The organism is Adlercreutzia sp. CNCM I-6207 (assembly GCF_977072305.1).
The window spans coordinates 118,292-134,127 of sequence record NZ_CDRVLZ010000003.1 but is presented as its reverse complement, the minus strand read 5'-3'; the positions used below and the strand labels follow the sequence as shown (position 1 = coordinate 134,127).

Sequence of the window (15,836 nt, the reverse complement as noted above, 5' to 3'; positions counted from 1 at the left end):
GCACGCGACGACCATGGTCGCCTCGGCGCAATCGCTCGCGCGCCGCTCGGGCTCGATCCTTCTTCTCTTCGTCGGAAATCCCCCCGCGCATTTAGGCCACGCCCCCGAAACGGCGGTTCCGCCCCTGATACTCGAGCAGGCACTCCAGGAAGGTGTAGCGGTTGAAGTCGGGCCACAGCACATCGGTGACCACGAATTCGGAATAGGCGATCTGCCACAGCAGGAAGTTCGAGATGCGCATCTCGCCCGAAGTGCGAATGACCAGATCGGGGTCGGGCATCCCGAACGTGTACAGCCCCCGCTCGAACATCTCCTCGGTAGGCTCTATCACTTCCCCGGTCTCTTCGCCCAAAAGCACCGCCTCGCGCATGCAGCCCCGGCAAGCGCGCAGTATTTCCTGACGGCCACCGTAGTTCACGGCCACCACCAGCGTCATACCGTCGTTGTCGCGCGTCTTCTCCCAAGCCTCATCGAAAGCCTCGCGCGTCTCTGCGGGAAGCGCCGAGAGATCGCCGATCGTTCGCACGCGCACGCCCTCTTCATGAAGGCCGTCCACTTCGGCGAGCATGGTCTTGGCGAACAGATCCATCAGCCCCACGACCTCATCTTCGGGCCGCTTCCAGTTCTCCGTGGAAAACGAGTAGATGGTCAGATAGCGCACCCCAAGATCCGACGCGCAGCGAATGGCCTCTCGCACCGCCTCGATGCCGGCCTTATGGCCCTTCAGGCGATTCAGCGCGCGCTTCTTGGCCCAGCGCCCGTTGCCATCCATGATGATGGCCACCGACTCGGGAATCCTCTCCGGATCAAGCGCCCGAGGATCAACCCCCTCGGGCGGATCCGGAAATATGTAATCTAAATCCTTATTCATCCCTACCCACCGGTCGTTCGTGAAGCCAGTGAACCCCCTAGATCTCCATGACCTCGGCTTCCTTCTTCTTCAGAACCTCGTCGACCTCGGCAACGAACCGATCAGTCATCTTCTGGATCTCGGCCTCGGCCCGCTTCGATTCGTCTTCGGGAAGGTTGTCGTTCTTCACGGCCTTCTCGATCGCGGTGTTCGCGTCGCGGCGCGCATTGCGCACGGCCACGCGCGCTTCCTCGGCGTAGGTCTTGCACTGCTTCACCAGATCGCGGCGGCGCTCCTCGGTCAGGCTCGGGAACGGCAGGCGAATGACCGAGCCGTCGTTGTTCGGGGTCACGCCCAAATCGCTCTCGAGGATGGCGTGCTCGATGGCACGCAGCATGCCCTTGTCCCAAGGTTCGATGACCAGCAGATGGGCCTCGGGCGTCTTCACGCCAGCCATCTGGTTCACCGGCGTGGGCACGCCGTAGTAGTCCACCTTGATGCGATCGAGCACCATGGCGTTGGCGCGGCCCGTGCGCACGCCCATGAAGTTCTCCTTCAGCGCCGTGATGGCCTTTTCCATGCGCTCTTCCGCGCTCATCAGAATCTCGTCGATATCTGCCATGAGGGTTTCCTCCCTAATCACTCAGGGGCTCCTCCCCCTGAAATCCTTCTAGAATCCGCCACGAGCCTCGCGACCCGCGGCATACGCTCGTCCTCGCTGTCGCGCCGACAAGCGGCTCCAGCGCGGCCTGCGCCCCAGGCGCCTACTCGACCACCGTGCCCACCGGCTCGCCCTGCAGAGCGGCCTTGATGTTGCCCGGCTTGGTGAGATCGAAAACGATCATGGGCACGTCGTTGTCCATGCAAAGCGAGGTGGCCGTGGCATCCATGACATGCAGCCCCTGGCTCAGCACCTCCATATAGCTGATATGGTCGAACCGGTGCGCGTCGGGATTCTTCATCGGGTCGGCATCGTAGACGCCATCGACCTTCGTGGCCTTCATGACGCAATCGACGTCCAGCTCGCAGGCGCGCAGGGCCGCCGTCGTATCGGTCGTGAAATAGGGATTGCCCGTGCCGGCCGCCAAAATGACGACGCGCCCCTTCTCCAAATGGCGGATCGCTCGGCGGCGAATGTAGGGCTCGGACACTTCCTGCATATTGATGGCGCTCTGCACGCGGGAGAAGATGCCGTGGCGCTCGAAGGCGTCCTGCAGAGCGAGCGCATTCATCACCGTGGCCAGCATGCCGATGTAATCGGCCTGGGAGCGATCCATGCCCTCGGCCGATCCGGCCAGGCCGCGGAAGATGTTGCCCCCGCCGACAACCACAGCCAGCTGCACGCCATCGTGAACGATCTCGGCGATCTCCTCGGCAAGGTCATCGACCACTCGCGGGTCAATGCCGTACCCCTGATCGCCGGCGAGCGCCTCGCCAGATAGCTTGAGCAGCACGCGATCGTACTTGTATTCGTTCGCCATCGAGTACATCCCTTCGTCGGCAGGATCTTGTAAACGGATACATATTACCCGAAGTCCCTCGCCAACGCAGCGTCAGCCTTCCAAGATCAAAGAATTAGCTCAGTGCTGAGGCGCGAGCATAGGGGCTTACCCGAACCCTCTCCCGCTGAACCGCAAACCGTCGTGCAGACCACTGCGGGCAGAAACGCATATCGCGCAGACGCCAGGCAGCCACTCTTCCCGTGCGCCCATTCTTCAGAAATTGCCTAGTTATGTCATATATGACCTATGACTGATTCGTCATCAACGTACTCTTGGCCCCATGAACGACGAACAGGAAAAGGTGCAAGCCCGCATTCACTCGCTTGGTCAGCAGATCAGGGCGCATCGCATTGCCCAGAACCTTTCCCAGCAAAGGCTTGCCCTCATGGTGCACACCGACCAAGCCGTCATCGCCCGCATCGAGGCCGGCAAGCACAACACGGGCATCGCCAAATATATCGAAATCGCCGATGCCCTCGATGTTCCCTTGGGCGCCCTCATCAACTTCTAAGGTGAAGAACTTCCTCTCGCCCCCCCATCAATCGAGCGAGCGAGCGAGCGAAAGGCTCGTGCAAGCTCTTAAGCATCTTTCCCGTGTCTTTTTAAAGGAAAGATGACGAAAGACGCCTCGGCGACACCCGCCGGCTCGGTCAGTCCTGCTCCTCGCGAGCGGGCGGCTCGTACACGAGTAAATCGCCCGGTTGGCAGTGCAGCTCGCGACACAAATCCTCCAGCAGCGAGATTCGAATACCTTTTGAGTGATTGCAGCGCAAGTGGGAGAGGTTCACCGCCGAACGCCCCACCTTCTCCGACAGCTCGTTGACGCTGATGTCGCGGTCGGCCATGACCACCTTCAACTTCGACACAATAGGCATAGCATGCTCCCATCCGCCCAGAAAGCCGCTTTTTGCGTGTTCCTGCAGGCGCCCACACGGGCGCCTCTTCTCCGCGGCGGTACGGTAACCTCATAATGTATTTAATATACTAGCACGTTTTCAATAATTTTAAGGTGATAGTTTCATACCAGGCCGATAGCATTCGCAGCGGAGGGCAACTCTCCGCGACGCTTTTCCCGTTGTCTACTCGCTCACTTTCAGCCCGAACTCCGCGAGCATTTCATCGCGATAGGCAGCATCCTCGGAAACCCGCCTGGCATCGTCGAGGCGCCCCGCGTCCAGAAGGAGGCCGACGAGGGTTCCCAGCCTGTCCATGCCCTGCTCGATGCCCTGCTCGATGCCCCTGGCCTCTGCCCGGCGGCAGCGCATCTCGGTATCCTGCTCGTAGGTCAGCACCTTGGTCACCCACTCCCGGTCACGGTTGTACTCCTCCACGAGGGAGTCTATCTCGCGGGACAGCGCGCCGTCGGGCCGCCCCGTCGCCACGTAGTGTAGCAAATCGCGCAGGTCGGGGTCGGCGACATCCTCGGCGGCCGACGCATTGAACACGCGCCAGTGCGAGTCGTCCCCCGCGACCAGCTCCGGGGCCTCCAAGCAGACCCGCTCGATCGAGTAGACGGCCTCGCCCGCCCTGAAGGGGTCGGTCGCGCAGAAGAACACGACGAAGCTCTCCGGGAGCAGCCCGTAATCTTCCCCGGGGCCCAGCTCCGTCGCGTCGATCGCCGCCTGGTAGTAGCGCATCCGGCGCCCTATCCGGTCCTCGGGGGAGACCTGCATCTCGATGTCGAACACGCGGCTTCCCTCCCGCGCGAACACGTCCATGCGGACGCCGCGGCTCGCCGCCGCCGGCTCCTTCGCCTGCTCGGCGTTCAGGTAGGTTATCTCGCCCACCTCTATCCCCAGCGCGGCGCGCAGGACCTTGCGGCACACCTCCTTTTCGCATAGCACGCGGTTGAACATCCATCGATCGGAGAACTTCAGAAATCTCTTCGGCATGGCGGAATCCTCTCATCGGACATCACGATTCCCCAAGCCTACGACAGAGCGACCGCAGAAATGACGCGGGAATGCCCCGGTCAGTTCCCCGCGCCGACCGCACTTGTGCCGCAGCAGAGTCGCATCGGAGTCCCCGCCCGCCCCTCGCCGACCTCGGCTATCGACCTTTCGTCACAATAGGGCCTTCCGACAGCTCCGCATTCGCATCCATTTCATATGATTTCTCGCCGAAGACAATGGAACCGAGCCTCACGCAGGGGACGATCTCGACCGCGGCCATGCCCTTCCCCCGTCGCCTTCCTCTACCATCCTTGGCGAACAGGATGCGGAGATAAAGACGGCCTCGCGAACGCCCCATGGGTACTTGACCATCGCGCACAACGTCAGCAGCGTGAGGTTCAAGCGCCGGCTTTCATAAAGACCTGCCCCGCACGAAGCGAATTGGCATTTCCCTCGAAGTAGCGGAGACCCAAATCATCGAGCACCTCGCTCAGATCGCCGTTCAAAGGCCTCATTCCGGTTTGGGGGGGACTCGCCCTACTCGAAGCTGATGTTGCCTATCTTGGTGCCCTCGGGCAGGTCCTTCACGGCCTCCCACAGCTGGTCAGTCATATCCCAGTACACCTCCATGTCGGAGACCTCCATGTTCTCCAGGGAGTCCTCCCCGCCGAGGAAGAGAGGGATCCTGTAGCCGCCGCATTCCATGCGTCCCACGGGCGCATGCCCCTCCAGCCACTCCCGATACCTCCCGACCCCAAGACACGCCTCGCTCTGATTCGGCATAACCTCGTTCAGGAAGACTGCCACGTCTTTCCCGATATAGTACATATCGAGAGTTGCGATTTCCAGGAGAACCACGAGCTCCTTCCCATCGCCGTCCCGTTGATCAACCGCAAAGCACCGCCCCATCCAATCGTATCCGATCAGATTAAACTCACCGCGAAGCTTCGTGAAGCATCCGGACACCACCCGATGCCATCTCTCGAGATCACTGCGCTCGAACACCCTGAACACTCCATCGCCGAACGACCGGCCGCCCAGGCCGTCGATGAACGCGTCGTAGGGATCGGCCGCCCCGTCCTCGAGGACCGGGGCCTCCCCGAAGTACTCCAGAAACTCCGCGAACATCGAGGGGGTCGCCCTCCGCCGGGCCCCGCGGCCCTTCCTCCTCTTGAACAAGTCGAACATCTCGCTTCCTTTCACTCGAATATCACGTTGCCGATTTGGTGCCTTCTGGAAGATCCTTTATCGGATAGCGTATCTGAGCTCCCATGCTCCGGTTGACGCTGGCGTCGAGGGGGCGCATGTTGCTCACATGGTCGGCGCTTCCCAGCTGAAGATCTATTACATGATCGACATCGTAACCAGCAGGCACCGAGTCTTTCCCGTATTCCTTCTTGAAAGCATCGGCTGCCGACCCATTCCTCTTCCCCACGGTCGTCTTCACTGTGTCCGCTCTCGACAGATCCCGAGCCTTCCTCGTCGCCTGGGACATCTGGATCTCGTCCCAGATGTCCTTCCTCTTCAGCACAAGATCGACAGTCCTGTCGAGACGCTCGCCGGCCCGAATCGTGCCCGCCGTGTTGCTCCCGATGACGTTCCCAGCAATCTTCGGCGAGATCTAGACAGCTTGAATGTCATCAGTTGATCCACTGCAAACAGGCCATGTCGAAAAGCTTGGAAAACTTGCCAGAAAGACGTCCTTCATCTGACGAGGTCGATCCTTCTGCCTCTACGGAACCTCCTCGATGCTGCAAAAAGGGGCGTCGGAGCACAGGCGCGTTTCCTGAAAATGTGTTTCTCGGGGGTGCAGCTCTCGGGGAGCACTTTTCGGGGGTGTTTCGCGGGCATGAAAAAGGACGCCCGGTGAGGCGTCCTGTGAGGTGCGGGTTGTGGCAAAGACTAGTTGGCCACGTTCACGGGGGTGCGGGAGACGGCGCCGATGGGCTTGCGGGCCGGCTCCTCGATGGGGCGGTTGATGATGGCGTCCAGCTCGACGGCCTCATCGGTGCCCGGCTCGGGGGAAACGTACTCAAACAGGTCGCCCGGCTGGCACTGGAGCACTTCGCAAATGCGCTCCATCGTGGAGAAACGCACGGCCTTGATGTGACCGCGGCGCATACGCGAAATGTTCACCGGCGAGATGTCGATGCGCTGGGAAAGCTCGTTGACGGACATCTTGCGATCCGCCATCACTCGGTCGAGACGAGGAATAATAGGCATAACAGCTCCCTTACACGGTTTCGTCGCTGAGTTGCTGGAGCAGCGCAGCATATCGAAATATTGCCGAAAGTGAGTACATAATAGCAGAAAAGGCTAGCATACCGATGTTGATATTCAGAGTTGGCTCAGCAACTCCATTGTTTGCGACCATGCCGAAGCCAATTTCTGGCGCTGGTTCAAAAATGAAACCTATTGAAATCAGGAAATCAAGAATGACAACCGCCAAAGCAATAACTGCAATTGTCTGCAAACGGTCAGCTTGAGAACTCGAAAACGGCGCATCTTCTCTACCTACGCCGTCAAACAATTTGGTCAAATTCCACAATATAAGAACGACGAAAGCGCCATACAATACTGCATACAGCACAGCATTTATCGCACCAGCACCGCCATTCAACCACCCCATGAGCAACGTTGCCACAACCACGATCCAGAATATCGAAAGAACAATTGTTGCGACCAGAAAACATAGCTTCAGCGCCTTGCATGTTCTTTTCAACTTTCTTAGCGCCATTATTAAGCCAAAATCACTAGATTCTTTCACAATTCCCCATTCTTCAGATGACGCGGCAACCGGCGCATTGCTGCCAATTGCCGCATCTTCGTACGTCTTTACAGACCAATTTTGAGACAAACAGTGCCCGGAGGTCCAATGAAATAGCAAACGCTCTGCGGCTCGATATCGCTATAGAACAGCATACTCCACCTCCTTTCTTTAGTTGCGACCTAACATTGCCTCAAAAAGCAGACGGTAGAACGTCCGCATGAGGGAACAATAGGGATCGCGGGCCTCGACGTCGCCCGTGGCGAAATAGGCGCGAGCGCGGCAACCACCCCCGCACAGATAGCGGATGTCGCAGTCGGCGCAGGCGGCCAGCTCGGCCACGCGGGGCGCAGGGGCATGGCGCGCGGCCAAGCAGCCGGAGTCTTCCAAAAGCGATCCCAAGCTAAACGCCTCATCGTGCATCATGTGGCACGGGAACACCTCACCATCGGCCGATACGCTTACCATGGTGCATCCCGCCCCGCAGCCGCACGTCGTCGTCAAGCGCGTGCTCACCGGCGTGTCGGACAACACGGGCACCCCGTCGCGCGACAGGGCCAGCGTTGCCTGCGCCAAACGCTCGAGTGCCGCATCGTCAGGAAGAACCGCTGCCAGATCATCGTTTTCCACGGATGCGGACAGCAGGCTGAAGTTCATGGTGGCCCCCAGCGAGTCGGCCAAAGCCACGTACTCGCCCAAAGCGTCGATGTTGCCCGCATGGGCCGTCGGAATGATGTGGGGCGCAATGCCCGCCTCGCGGATCATCTCCACCGCCGCCACCAAGCGGTCGAACAGCGGCTCGCGGCGAATGACCGGCGCCGCCTCGGCATTGGGGCCGTCGAAGGACACCGACACGCGGCCCACGTACGGCGCGATGGCGGCGAGCTTCTCCGGCGTGACGGCCGTGCCGTTGGTGAGCACGTCCACCGAGTCGATGCCGCGCTCGCGCACGTAGGCAACGATGGCAGCCAGGTCGTCGCGCAGGAAGGGCTCGCCACCGGAGATGACCAGATGCTGGCAGCCGGCATCGGCCAAGGCGTCGATAATGCCTCTCAGCTCGTCCAGCGTAAGATCGCGCCGCGCATTGCGAGCGTCCACCGCCGAGTAGCAGCCGATGCAGTTCAAGTTGCAATGATGGGTGACGTGCAGGTACGCCGACTGCAGCGGCACAGGCGAGTCGAACGCGGCCATGTTGGCACCCTCGGCTGCGGCGCTTTCCGCATCTCCGGCACCCTCCACGCTTTCCTCGCGCTCGACATCCTCCGGACGTTCGGCATCTTCCACGCCTTTTCCCAAGGCCCCTTCGTCGACCCCCTCCGCACCTTCCCTCACTGCCACGCCATCGGCGCTCTCCCCTTCCACGACAAAGCCGCCACGACGCAGATGGGCGGGCAAATCCGCATGCACTGCGGCGACCTCTGCTTCGGGCACGTCCTCGGTGAACATGCGGTGGCACACGGCGGCGCCTTCGGGAGTCAGGCCGATAACATAACCAGTCTCGGTGTTGCCGATCATGGGGATGGAAAAGGGAGCGTGCTCCACTACGTTAGAGCCGAACCTCACTGCACGCTCCTCTGCGCATCATGGGATAGTGCAGTTAGTATGCGGCAGACGCAAGGCCTCGAATGCCGAATATGACATGATTTGCGACGCATCTTAGCAGATGGCGCTATATTTCCCATGGTGCGCCAGGATTATTAGCCATTAAAATGGCCCCTCCGAGAAGGGGCCAAGATTGATCGAACTGTGGCGTGGGCGCAGTGAGCGTCACACGCCTATACGTCACGCCGTTTAGCGCTGGCGGCCGAAGAGGTCTTCCAGGCTGTAGCCGTTCATAGACTGCTCCTGGCTCTGCTGCTCCTGCTTGGCCTTTTGGCTGGCGGAGTCGTCGCCCAGGGTCACCTGCACCTCTTTCTCCTGGCCACCGCTGTTCACCGTGAGGGTGACGGTGTCGCCGGGGTTCTTGGTGCGCACGTCCAGCATGAGGTCGGAAGCCGACTCAACCGCCTGCCCATCGAAGGCAGTGACGATGTCGCCGGGTACGATGCCCGCCGCAGCCGCACCGGAGTCGGGAGTGACGGCGGCCACGTAGGCGCCGGTGTCGACGGGCAGGCCGTAGCGGGACGCCGTCGCCGCGCTCACCGTGGAGAGGCTCACGCCGAGCTGAGCATGGGTCGGCGTCTCACCGGCGATGATCTGCTGGGCCAAGTTGATGGCGTAATTCACGGGAATGGCGAACCCGACGCCAGAGTAGTTGCCGGAGTACGAGGTGATCAGCGTGTTGATGCCGATGAGCTTGCCCTCGTCATCCACCAGCGCGCCGCCGGAATTGCCGGGGTTGATGGCCGCATCGGTCTGAATCATGTTCGGGTAGATGGTGACCTCGCCGGTACCGCCGGACTGCATCGATTCCTGGGCACTCATAATCTGGGAGCGGCTCGTGGCGGACACGATGCCCGTGGCGACGGACTGCTCGAGCCCGAAGGGGCTGCCCAGCGTCATAACCCACTCGCCGATGGTCAGGTTGTCGGAGTCGCCAAGCTCCATAACCGTAAGACCGCTGGCGTCCTTGGCCTTCAGCACGGCCACGTCGGAAGAGGGGTCGGTGCCCACGAGATCAGCCTCGTAGGTTTCGCCGGCTACCATGACCTCGTAAGCGCTGCCGCCTTCCACCACATGGTTGTTGGTGATGATGTAGCCGTCCTCGGTCAGCACGACGCCGGAACCCTGGGAGTAGGCCACCAGCTCACCGGAACCTTCGCTCTGGCCGCCGTACTGGTAGCCAAAGTACTGGCTCATCGCGTCATTCTGGGAAGCGTCGGCGTACACGGTGATAGCAGCCACCGAGGGCAGGCACTTCGCGGACACCGCCTCAGCCAACGTCGGATCCTCGCTCGGCGCGATGACCGTCGTCTCGCCCGTGGAGGGATCGGTGACGACCGATGAAGTGCCCGAGCTTGAGCCGCCCGGGATCATCGCGCCCGCAATACCCCAGACGCCGAAGGCAAGCACACAGGCCACGAGCGCACCGGCGAAGGCGATGAGAAACGTCTTGCCGCCGTTGCCTTTGGGAGCCGCGTGCTGGGCATGCATGGACACAGGTTCAGCCTCGTAAGTTTGCTGGCCGTAGACCTGTCCGGCAGAATGCTGTGCAGAACCGGGCGCCTGCTGAGCCCCGTAGCCATAGGGCTGCTGGGCGCCATAGCCCGTTGCTTGGCCTGCCTGGCCGGTATAGGCCTGCTGACCTCCGTAGGGCTGAGCGCCCTGGGCGCTGTAGGGCGCAGGCTGAGTCGGCTGCAGCGGTACCGGCTGCTGCGATGCGGGGGTGTGGCCGCCCGAGGCAGAGTCGCCTGGAGGCGTGGGGGTGCTATTGGTGTCGGTCATGGAAGGCTCCTTCGCGTAAGGTTGTCCTTATGTGCGCCAAACCTTAGCACGCCCTAGAACTTCTCAACCGTTATGTCAACCCATCGTCACGCTTGCGTCACAGAGATACACCAATCGGTGTACGCGCGCCAACCGCCGCGGAGACGCAACGACGCGCGCCGACCGCGCACGGGCCACCGCACCCCGCGCCGACCGCCGCCGAGTCGCTTTCGAGGCGTCTTCAAGGCGTCCTCGAGGCGATGCGAGAACGCAAGCGAGCGCCTAGTCCCGATCGTAATTCGCCAGAAATGCGCGGGTGCGATCGTGCTGGGGATTGTTGATGACCTCGCTGGCCGGGCCCTGCTCCACGATGACGCCACCGTCCATAAAGATGAGGTGGTCGGCCACATCGCGGGCAAAGCCCATCTCGTGGGTGACGATGACCATGGTCATGTGCTCGGTCGCCAGATCGCGGATGACCTTCAGCACCTCGCGGGTCAACTCCGGATCCAACGCGCTCGTGGGCTCGTCGAAGAACAGCACGTCCGGATTCATGGCCATGGCGCGGGCGATGGCCACGCGCTGCTGCTGACCGCCGGACAGGTCGCACGGCACCATCGCTTCCTTGTCCGCCAGGCCCATACGGGCCAAAAGCTCGCGACCGCGAGCGAGCGCCTCGTCCTTCGGCATCTTCTGCACGCAGATGAGCGCATCGGTGACGTTCTGCAGCACGGTATAGTGCGGAAACAGGTTGAAATTCTGGAACACGAGCCCGAAACGGGTCTTTGCGGCAGCGACGACGTCCTTGCCCCCGTAAACGGCTCGACCCTCGGCATTGTTCGCACAGACGGTGAGGTCGCCGTAGGAAAGGTCGCCCGAATCAAGGGTTTCCAACAGCGTCATGCAGCGCAGAAGCGTCGACTTGCCGCCGCCCGAGGGCCCGATGATGGCCAGCACGTCGCCAGCGTTCACCGTCAGCGAAATATCCTTCAGAACCTCGTTGTCCCCGAACGCCTTCTTGCCGTTGGTGAGGCTTACGACCGCTTTGCTTTCCATGAAACGCCTCCTAGTCGTGGTAATAATCGAGACGCTTCTCGACACGGTTCAGGATGAATTCGATGAGCAGGCAGAACACCCAGTAGATGAGAGCCGCGATGGCGTAGGGAACCATGGACACCTCGCTGGCGGCCAGGGCCTTCGCAGCGGAGAACATCTCCATGATGCCGAGCACGAACGCGAGCGACGTGTCTTTCACCAGCGTGATGACCTCGTTGCCCATAGCCGGCAGAATACGCTTGATGACCTGGGGAAGCACAATCTTCATGAAGGTCTGGGCTTTGGTGTAGCCCAGTACCTCGGCCGCCTCGTACTGACCACGCGGAATAGACTGGATGCCCGAACGATAGATTTCAGCGAAGTAGGCGGCGTAATTCAGGATGAAGCCGATAGCGCAGGCCCAGAACTTCCAATCACTGCCCATGTTCAGGCCGAAGATGTAGTAAGGCCCGAACATGATGGCCATGAGCTGCAGCATAAGCGGCGTGCCGCGCAGGATGGAGATGTAAAGCTGCGCCAGCCACGCCAGCGGCTTAAACTTGCTCATGCGCGCCAGAGCGACCACCACGCCCAAAGGCAGCGAGCCCACCAGCGTGATGAGGAAGATCTCCGCCGTCAGGGCGAAACCTTCCATGAGAATCCCCATCATGACCGAGAATTCCATCTCCACGTCCTCTCATCGTCGCTCTTAAACCCACAAGAAGGGCAAGGCCCCAAGAGCCTCGCCCTCCCTTTTAATTAAATTCTCCCTGACTCCGGGATGCGCCCAAGGAAGTCAGCGAGGTTGTTAATTAATCTACCAGCACCCAGTTGTCGATGGAGATACCGTACTCGCCCCACTTCTCGCACAGCTTGGCGATGGTGCCGTCGTCGTACATCTCCTTCAGCGTCTTGTTCACTGCGTCAACCATGGCCGCGTCGCCATCCTTGGCAAAGCCCACGGCGTAGTTCTCAGTGGACAGGGGCTCGAGCTTCACGAACATATCGGGCTTGGCGGCCATCTGGTAGTCCGCAATGGACAGGTCGCAAGCCACGGCATCCACCGCACCGGACTCCAGCTGCATGAAGGCGTTGTTGTAGTCGCCGATGGTCTGCGCCTTGCCGCCGGCGAAGGTGTCGGCCAGATCCTTCTGGTCGCCCTCCAGCACGTCCAGGGCGGCGGAGTCGACCTGCGTCATGACGTTCTTGCCAGCAAGATCATCCAGCGAGCTGATGCCCGAGTCCTTCTTCACCACAACGACCTGCTCGTTGTGCATGTAGGGCTTCGAGAACGTATAGTCGGCCTCGCGGCCCTCCATGGTGAAGCCGTTCCAGATGCAGTTGATGGTACCCTGATTCAGCAGCGCGTCCTTAGCATCCCAGTCGATGGCTTCAAGCTCGAGGTTCCAGCCATTGCGCGCGGCCACCTCGGTGGCCAGATCAATGTCGAAGCCGGTCAGGTTGCCATCGTCGCCGATGAAGCCATAGGGCGGGTAAGCGTTGTCCAGGCCCACGATGAGCGTCGTGGCATCGGGGTTAGCGGCAGCGCCATTGTCGGCCGCGTTATCGGCCGCGTCGTTGGAGCCCGAGCAGCCGGCCAGAAGCGCGGCCCCCAGACACAGAGCCGCAGCTGCAGCGGCGATCTTCGTCAGTTTCTTCATTCCGTCCTCCCTAAAAGGTACGCCAGGAAAGTCTCTCGCCTTCCCCACTTTACTTCTTTACTGTGCTAAAGCACTAGAGCGTTGGCTAGTATAGCACAGACCAATGCAATAAAAAGGGGCGAAAGCCACAGGTTCGCCCAAGGAACCTACTTGTTCCGGTTGAAGAGCTTGTTGCCCTTCTTAGCGGCGGAAATCTCCACGAGGCGCGGCTCGAAATCGAACAGCTCTTCCATGGAGACGACGGGTACGATCTCGATGCACTTCTTCAAGCAGGCATCGGCGCACAGGTTGCACTGAACGCAGTCGGAGACCTGGAACTCCAGGTACGCCTTGCCCTCGTCCGGATGGCGATCGACCGCCTTGCGCAGGGCGTCGGTGGGGCAGAACATGACGCACATGCCGCAACCGGAGCATTTCTCGGCATCAATGGCGATATCGCCGAAAATGCGCGTGAACATCTCGTCGACGGCTGGCTCGTCCGGATCGCCGATGCGACTCATGGCATCCAGAATAGCGATGTTGCGCTCGGCTTCGATGGTGGGCATCTTGCCCGCGCCGTTCTTCACGCCGAGCTTCTCCCGCAGCGTCTGCTCCTGTTTCTGCAGATGCAGTTGCGCCAGCTTCTCGTTCACCACCTTCTCGGCGGCCGACTTCGCCACGTCCTTGGCATAATGGCCCGAGGAGGTGAAGAACTCACGCCGGGCGGCACCGACCGCCTTGCGCATATCCTCTACTTGAACCGAAGCCGGAAACTCCGACGTGCGCGTGATCTGCGCGTCCGACCCCATGGCCTCGACGAGCGCGCGCGTCGACTCAACCGTGTCGTCGATGGCGGGCACCGCGCCTCGATACTTGCAGGTGCGGCAGTCGCCGTCCACCAGGCAGATCTCCGGAACGCCGCGGGCCACCAATTCCACGAGCAGCTCTTCCTCCATGCGTGCGAGGCAGGGCACCACTGCGTACTTATCGGGGTCGCCCACGTTGCGAGCCGCCTTGCGGGCGCAGGCGATGACCGTCAGGCCATCAGCCGCGTTGGTCGTCTCGGCCACAGCGCCGGCCAAGTCGTCGGGCATCGGATCCATGGGAACCAACGCCGAGGTAGGGCACACCGCCACGCAGGCACCGCAGGCCACGCACGCCCCAGCGTCGATGTTCAGCTCGTTCTTCTCAATCGTGAAGGCGTCGGCCAGGCATACATCGGCGCACTTGCGGCATGAGGAATGACGGTTGCGCACAGCGACGCAGAACGTGGGAATCGTAATGATCGCCTTCGTCTCCAAGGCGTCCATCATCTCCATGATATCGTTCAAGTTCGGCATGGCGCGAATCCCTTTCTGCTATTCGCCGAGATAGGACTGCTCGATGCGAGCAAGCTCATCGGGCGTGTTGGCATTGATAAAGCAGCCGCCGCGGGGCTCAACTTCCAGGACGCGATCCTGATTGAAGGGCAGCACCGTAACCGCCGGATCGTCGAAGAAGCTCTGCACGCGCTTCTCCCCGCGCTCGGTGCGGGCGTGAACAGCGCCGAGGCACCCTTCCTTGCGGTACATGGCGTGCATCGGCTCGAAGCCGTGCTTGTTGGACGGCGCCACCACGTCGGCTCCGCTCTCGTGCATGGCAAGCGCCTCGGCCACCACCAAACGCGCGCTCGCGAACACCATGTCGCAGGCCACCACGGCCACGTACGGGTTCTCGGCAGCAGCAAGCGCGGTATAGAGCCCGGGCAAAGCGCCTCGTTCTGCATAGGCGTCGCCCACGAGCCTGATGGTCAGATCGGGGTACATATCATGGAGAAAGCCCAGCTTGTCGGCCTCGTTGGTGGTGATGATAAGCTCATCGGCCACGGGCGACAGACGCTCGACGAGACGGCAGATGAGGGGACGTCCCGCAAAGGGCACCGTTGCCTTCGACTGGCCCATGCGCCGCGACTCGCCACCGGCCTGAATGACCACCGTGACGCGCGGCCGCACGTAGTGCTCGGAAAGGAAGTCGGCCAAAGCGGCCACATCTTCAAGACCGATGGCGGGAATGCCATAGAGCGCCGCAGCCTCCTCGGCCTCGGGAATGTCGGTCACCACAGCCACCGTGTTGGTGGAAGGCATCTTGGCCGCAGCATCGGCGGCAGCCGAGTAGTCGGACGCGCCCGGCATCTCGCCCAAACCCGGTACTTCGCCCGCGCCGTCGCGCCCAGCCGCGTTGCCCGCGCGGTCGACCGCGCGCCCCAGCTGCGTGAAGTCCGTCGTCAAAGGCAGGCCCTCCCGGGCCGCCTTCACGAACAGGCGAGCCGCACGGCAGTCGGCCTCGTTGCCCGAGCGCATGATCTCGATGGTGGGCAACCCGCTTTTGCGGTAGCCCTCCACCACAATGATGTCGTGATTCGGCATCGAGCGCACCAGCTCGCTGCACTCCACCTCGTCTTCCACGGTCTTGATGCGCGCCACCTGCCCCGGGGCCGCAATAACCGTTTCGGAGGCGCCGGCGGCCCTGTGGCGGTAGGAGTCCTTGCCGGGAATATCGATATCGAACCCGCGATGGGAATGGTGTTTGATGGAACCCACGTCGAGCCCGCGGCCCACCAGCTCGGCGATGAGCCGCTCGATGAGCGTCGTTTTGCCGGAGTTGTGCCGCCCCACGACGGCCACAGCCGGACTTGGAATATCGATCATAGCTGTTACGCCCTCCCCTAATGCGGCCGCCTGGGCCGCCGTTTTGTTCCGGGAAAGTATAGCACTAGGGCGCAAGGTGTCGATTGCAGGAACGGACGTC

Annotated in this window: 17 protein-coding genes; 1 reads left to right on the top strand and 16 read right to left on the bottom strand. The window is 61.5% G+C overall.

Annotated features, from left to right (window positions below; translation table 11 throughout):
* Positions 1 to 91 precede the first annotated feature (91 nt).
* From ACW4QM_RS02825 to pyrH, 3 genes are all read right to left on the bottom strand, one after another.
* Positions 92 to 871 carry an isoprenyl transferase gene (locus ACW4QM_RS02825; RefSeq protein WP_022738414.1) on the bottom strand — a complete coding sequence of 260 codons (780 nt, stop codon included), beginning with the start codon at positions 869 to 871 and terminating at the stop codon, positions 92 to 94.
* Positions 872 to 908: 37 nt separating this feature from the next.
* Positions 909 to 1,472 (bottom strand): ribosome recycling factor, encoded by a 564-nt coding sequence (gene frr, locus ACW4QM_RS02820; RefSeq protein ID WP_114538648.1) that lies wholly within the window; start codon positions 1,470 to 1,472, stop codon positions 909 to 911.
* Between the two features lie 142 nt (positions 1,473 to 1,614).
* Complete coding sequence (gene pyrH / locus ACW4QM_RS02815) at positions 1,615 to 2,331, bottom strand: UMP kinase (RefSeq protein ID WP_114538647.1); 717 nt, start codon at positions 2,329 to 2,331, stop codon at positions 1,615 to 1,617.
* A 301-nt stretch (positions 2,332 to 2,632) separates the two neighbouring features.
* Between pyrH and ACW4QM_RS02810 the strand changes: the two genes are divergently transcribed.
* Positions 2,633 to 2,863, top strand: coding sequence for a helix-turn-helix domain-containing protein (locus tag ACW4QM_RS02810; protein WP_114548229.1), 231 nt, complete (start codon positions 2,633 to 2,635; stop codon positions 2,861 to 2,863).
* 139 nt (positions 2,864 to 3,002) lie between these two features.
* On the opposite strand, the gene ACW4QM_RS02805 is transcribed toward ACW4QM_RS02810, so the two are convergent.
* The 13 genes from ACW4QM_RS02805 to mobB form a co-directional block, all read right to left on the bottom strand.
* The gene (locus tag ACW4QM_RS02805) at positions 3,003 to 3,227 is read right to left on the bottom strand and encodes a helix-turn-helix domain-containing protein (RefSeq protein ID WP_157012144.1); all 225 of its coding nucleotides are present in this window, start codon (positions 3,225 to 3,227) and stop codon (positions 3,003 to 3,005) included.
* 204 nt (positions 3,228 to 3,431) lie between these two features.
* Complete coding sequence (locus ACW4QM_RS02800) at positions 3,432 to 4,244, bottom strand: Rpn family recombination-promoting nuclease/putative transposase (RefSeq protein WP_227069900.1); 813 nt, start codon at positions 4,242 to 4,244, stop codon at positions 3,432 to 3,434.
* Positions 4,245 to 4,781: 537 nt separating this feature from the next.
* Positions 4,782 to 5,432: a T6SS immunity protein Tdi1 domain-containing protein gene (locus tag ACW4QM_RS02795; protein WP_227069902.1), complete on the bottom strand. Its 651-nt coding sequence runs from the start codon at positions 5,430 to 5,432 to the stop codon at positions 4,782 to 4,784.
* 22 nt (positions 5,433 to 5,454) lie between these two features.
* A complete protein-coding gene (locus tag ACW4QM_RS02790) occupies positions 5,455 to 5,775 on the bottom strand; it encodes an HNH endonuclease signature motif containing protein (protein WP_114538642.1) in 321 nt (106 codons plus the stop codon).
* Between the two features lie 371 nt (positions 5,776 to 6,146).
* The gene (locus tag ACW4QM_RS02785; RefSeq protein WP_227069905.1) at positions 6,147 to 6,467 is read right to left on the bottom strand and encodes a helix-turn-helix domain-containing protein; all 321 of its coding nucleotides are present in this window, start codon (positions 6,465 to 6,467) and stop codon (positions 6,147 to 6,149) included.
* Between the two features lie 10 nt (positions 6,468 to 6,477).
* Entirely contained in the window at positions 6,478 to 7,011 is a 534-nt protein-coding gene (locus ACW4QM_RS02780) for a DUF2975 domain-containing protein (protein WP_157012151.1), read from the bottom strand.
* Positions 7,012 to 7,182: 171 nt separating this feature from the next.
* Complete coding sequence (locus tag ACW4QM_RS02775) at positions 7,183 to 8,574, bottom strand: radical SAM protein (RefSeq protein WP_455798173.1); 1,392 nt, start codon at positions 8,572 to 8,574, stop codon at positions 7,183 to 7,185.
* Positions 8,575 to 8,802: 228 nt separating this feature from the next.
* On the bottom strand, positions 8,803 to 10,395 hold the full coding sequence (locus ACW4QM_RS02770; protein ID WP_223901192.1) for a S1C family serine protease: 1,593 nt from the start codon (positions 10,393 to 10,395) through the stop codon (positions 8,803 to 8,805).
* A 261-nt stretch (positions 10,396 to 10,656) separates the two neighbouring features.
* Complete coding sequence (locus tag ACW4QM_RS02765) at positions 10,657 to 11,430, bottom strand: amino acid ABC transporter ATP-binding protein (protein WP_455798172.1); 774 nt, start codon at positions 11,428 to 11,430, stop codon at positions 10,657 to 10,659.
* A gap of 10 nt (positions 11,431 to 11,440) precedes the next feature.
* A complete protein-coding gene (locus ACW4QM_RS02760) occupies positions 11,441 to 12,094 on the bottom strand; it encodes an amino acid ABC transporter permease (protein WP_157012157.1) in 654 nt (217 codons plus the stop codon).
* Positions 12,095 to 12,221: 127 nt separating this feature from the next.
* The gene (locus ACW4QM_RS02755) at positions 12,222 to 13,070 is read right to left on the bottom strand and encodes an amino acid ABC transporter substrate-binding protein (protein ID WP_223901194.1); all 849 of its coding nucleotides are present in this window, start codon (positions 13,068 to 13,070) and stop codon (positions 12,222 to 12,224) included.
* Between the two features lie 146 nt (positions 13,071 to 13,216).
* Positions 13,217 to 14,389, bottom strand: coding sequence for a 4Fe-4S binding protein (locus ACW4QM_RS02750; RefSeq protein ID WP_227069910.1), 1,173 nt, complete (start codon positions 14,387 to 14,389; stop codon positions 13,217 to 13,219).
* Positions 14,390 to 14,407: 18 nt separating this feature from the next.
* Positions 14,408 to 15,736 carry a molybdopterin-guanine dinucleotide biosynthesis protein B gene (mobB, locus tag ACW4QM_RS02745; RefSeq protein WP_417175321.1) on the bottom strand — a complete coding sequence of 443 codons (1,329 nt, stop codon included), beginning with the start codon at positions 15,734 to 15,736 and terminating at the stop codon, positions 14,408 to 14,410.
* Positions 15,737 to 15,836 lie beyond the last annotated feature (100 nt).

Coding starts and splice junctions, on each gene's coding strand:
- ACW4QM_RS02825 (WP_022738414.1), bottom strand. CDS start 871: ATGAATAAGGATTTAGATTACATATTTCCGGATCCGCCCGAGGGGGTT.
- frr (WP_114538648.1), bottom strand. CDS start 1,472: ATGGCAGATATCGACGAGATTCTGATGAGCGCGGAAGAGCGCATGGAA.
- pyrH (WP_114538647.1), bottom strand. CDS start 2,331: ATGGCGAACGAATACAAGTACGATCGCGTGCTGCTCAAGCTATCTGGC.
- ACW4QM_RS02810 (WP_114548229.1), top strand. CDS start 2,633: ATGAACGACGAACAGGAAAAGGTGCAAGCCCGCATTCACTCGCTTGGT.
- ACW4QM_RS02805 (WP_157012144.1), bottom strand. CDS start 3,227: ATGCCTATTGTGTCGAAGTTGAAGGTGGTCATGGCCGACCGCGACATC.
- ACW4QM_RS02800 (WP_227069900.1), bottom strand. CDS start 4,244: ATGCCGAAGAGATTTCTGAAGTTCTCCGATCGATGGATGTTCAACCGC.
- ACW4QM_RS02795 (WP_227069902.1), bottom strand. CDS start 5,432: ATGTTCGACTTGTTCAAGAGGAGGAAGGGCCGCGGGGCCCGGCGGAGG.
- ACW4QM_RS02785 (WP_227069905.1), bottom strand. CDS start 6,467: ATGCCTATTATTCCTCGTCTCGACCGAGTGATGGCGGATCGCAAGATG.
- ACW4QM_RS02770 (WP_223901192.1), bottom strand. CDS start 10,395: ATGACCGACACCAATAGCACCCCCACGCCTCCAGGCGACTCTGCCTCG.
- ACW4QM_RS02765 (WP_455798172.1), bottom strand. CDS start 11,430: ATGGAAAGCAAAGCGGTCGTAAGCCTCACCAACGGCAAGAAGGCGTTC.
- ACW4QM_RS02760 (WP_157012157.1), bottom strand. CDS start 12,094: ATGGAATTCTCGGTCATGATGGGGATTCTCATGGAAGGTTTCGCCCTG.
- ACW4QM_RS02755 (WP_223901194.1), bottom strand. CDS start 13,070: ATGAAGAAACTGACGAAGATCGCCGCTGCAGCTGCGGCTCTGTGTCTG.
- ACW4QM_RS02750 (WP_227069910.1), bottom strand. CDS start 14,389: ATGCCGAACTTGAACGATATCATGGAGATGATGGACGCCTTGGAGACG.
- mobB (WP_417175321.1), bottom strand. CDS start 15,736: ATGATCGATATTCCAAGTCCGGCTGTGGCCGTCGTGGGGCGGCACAAC.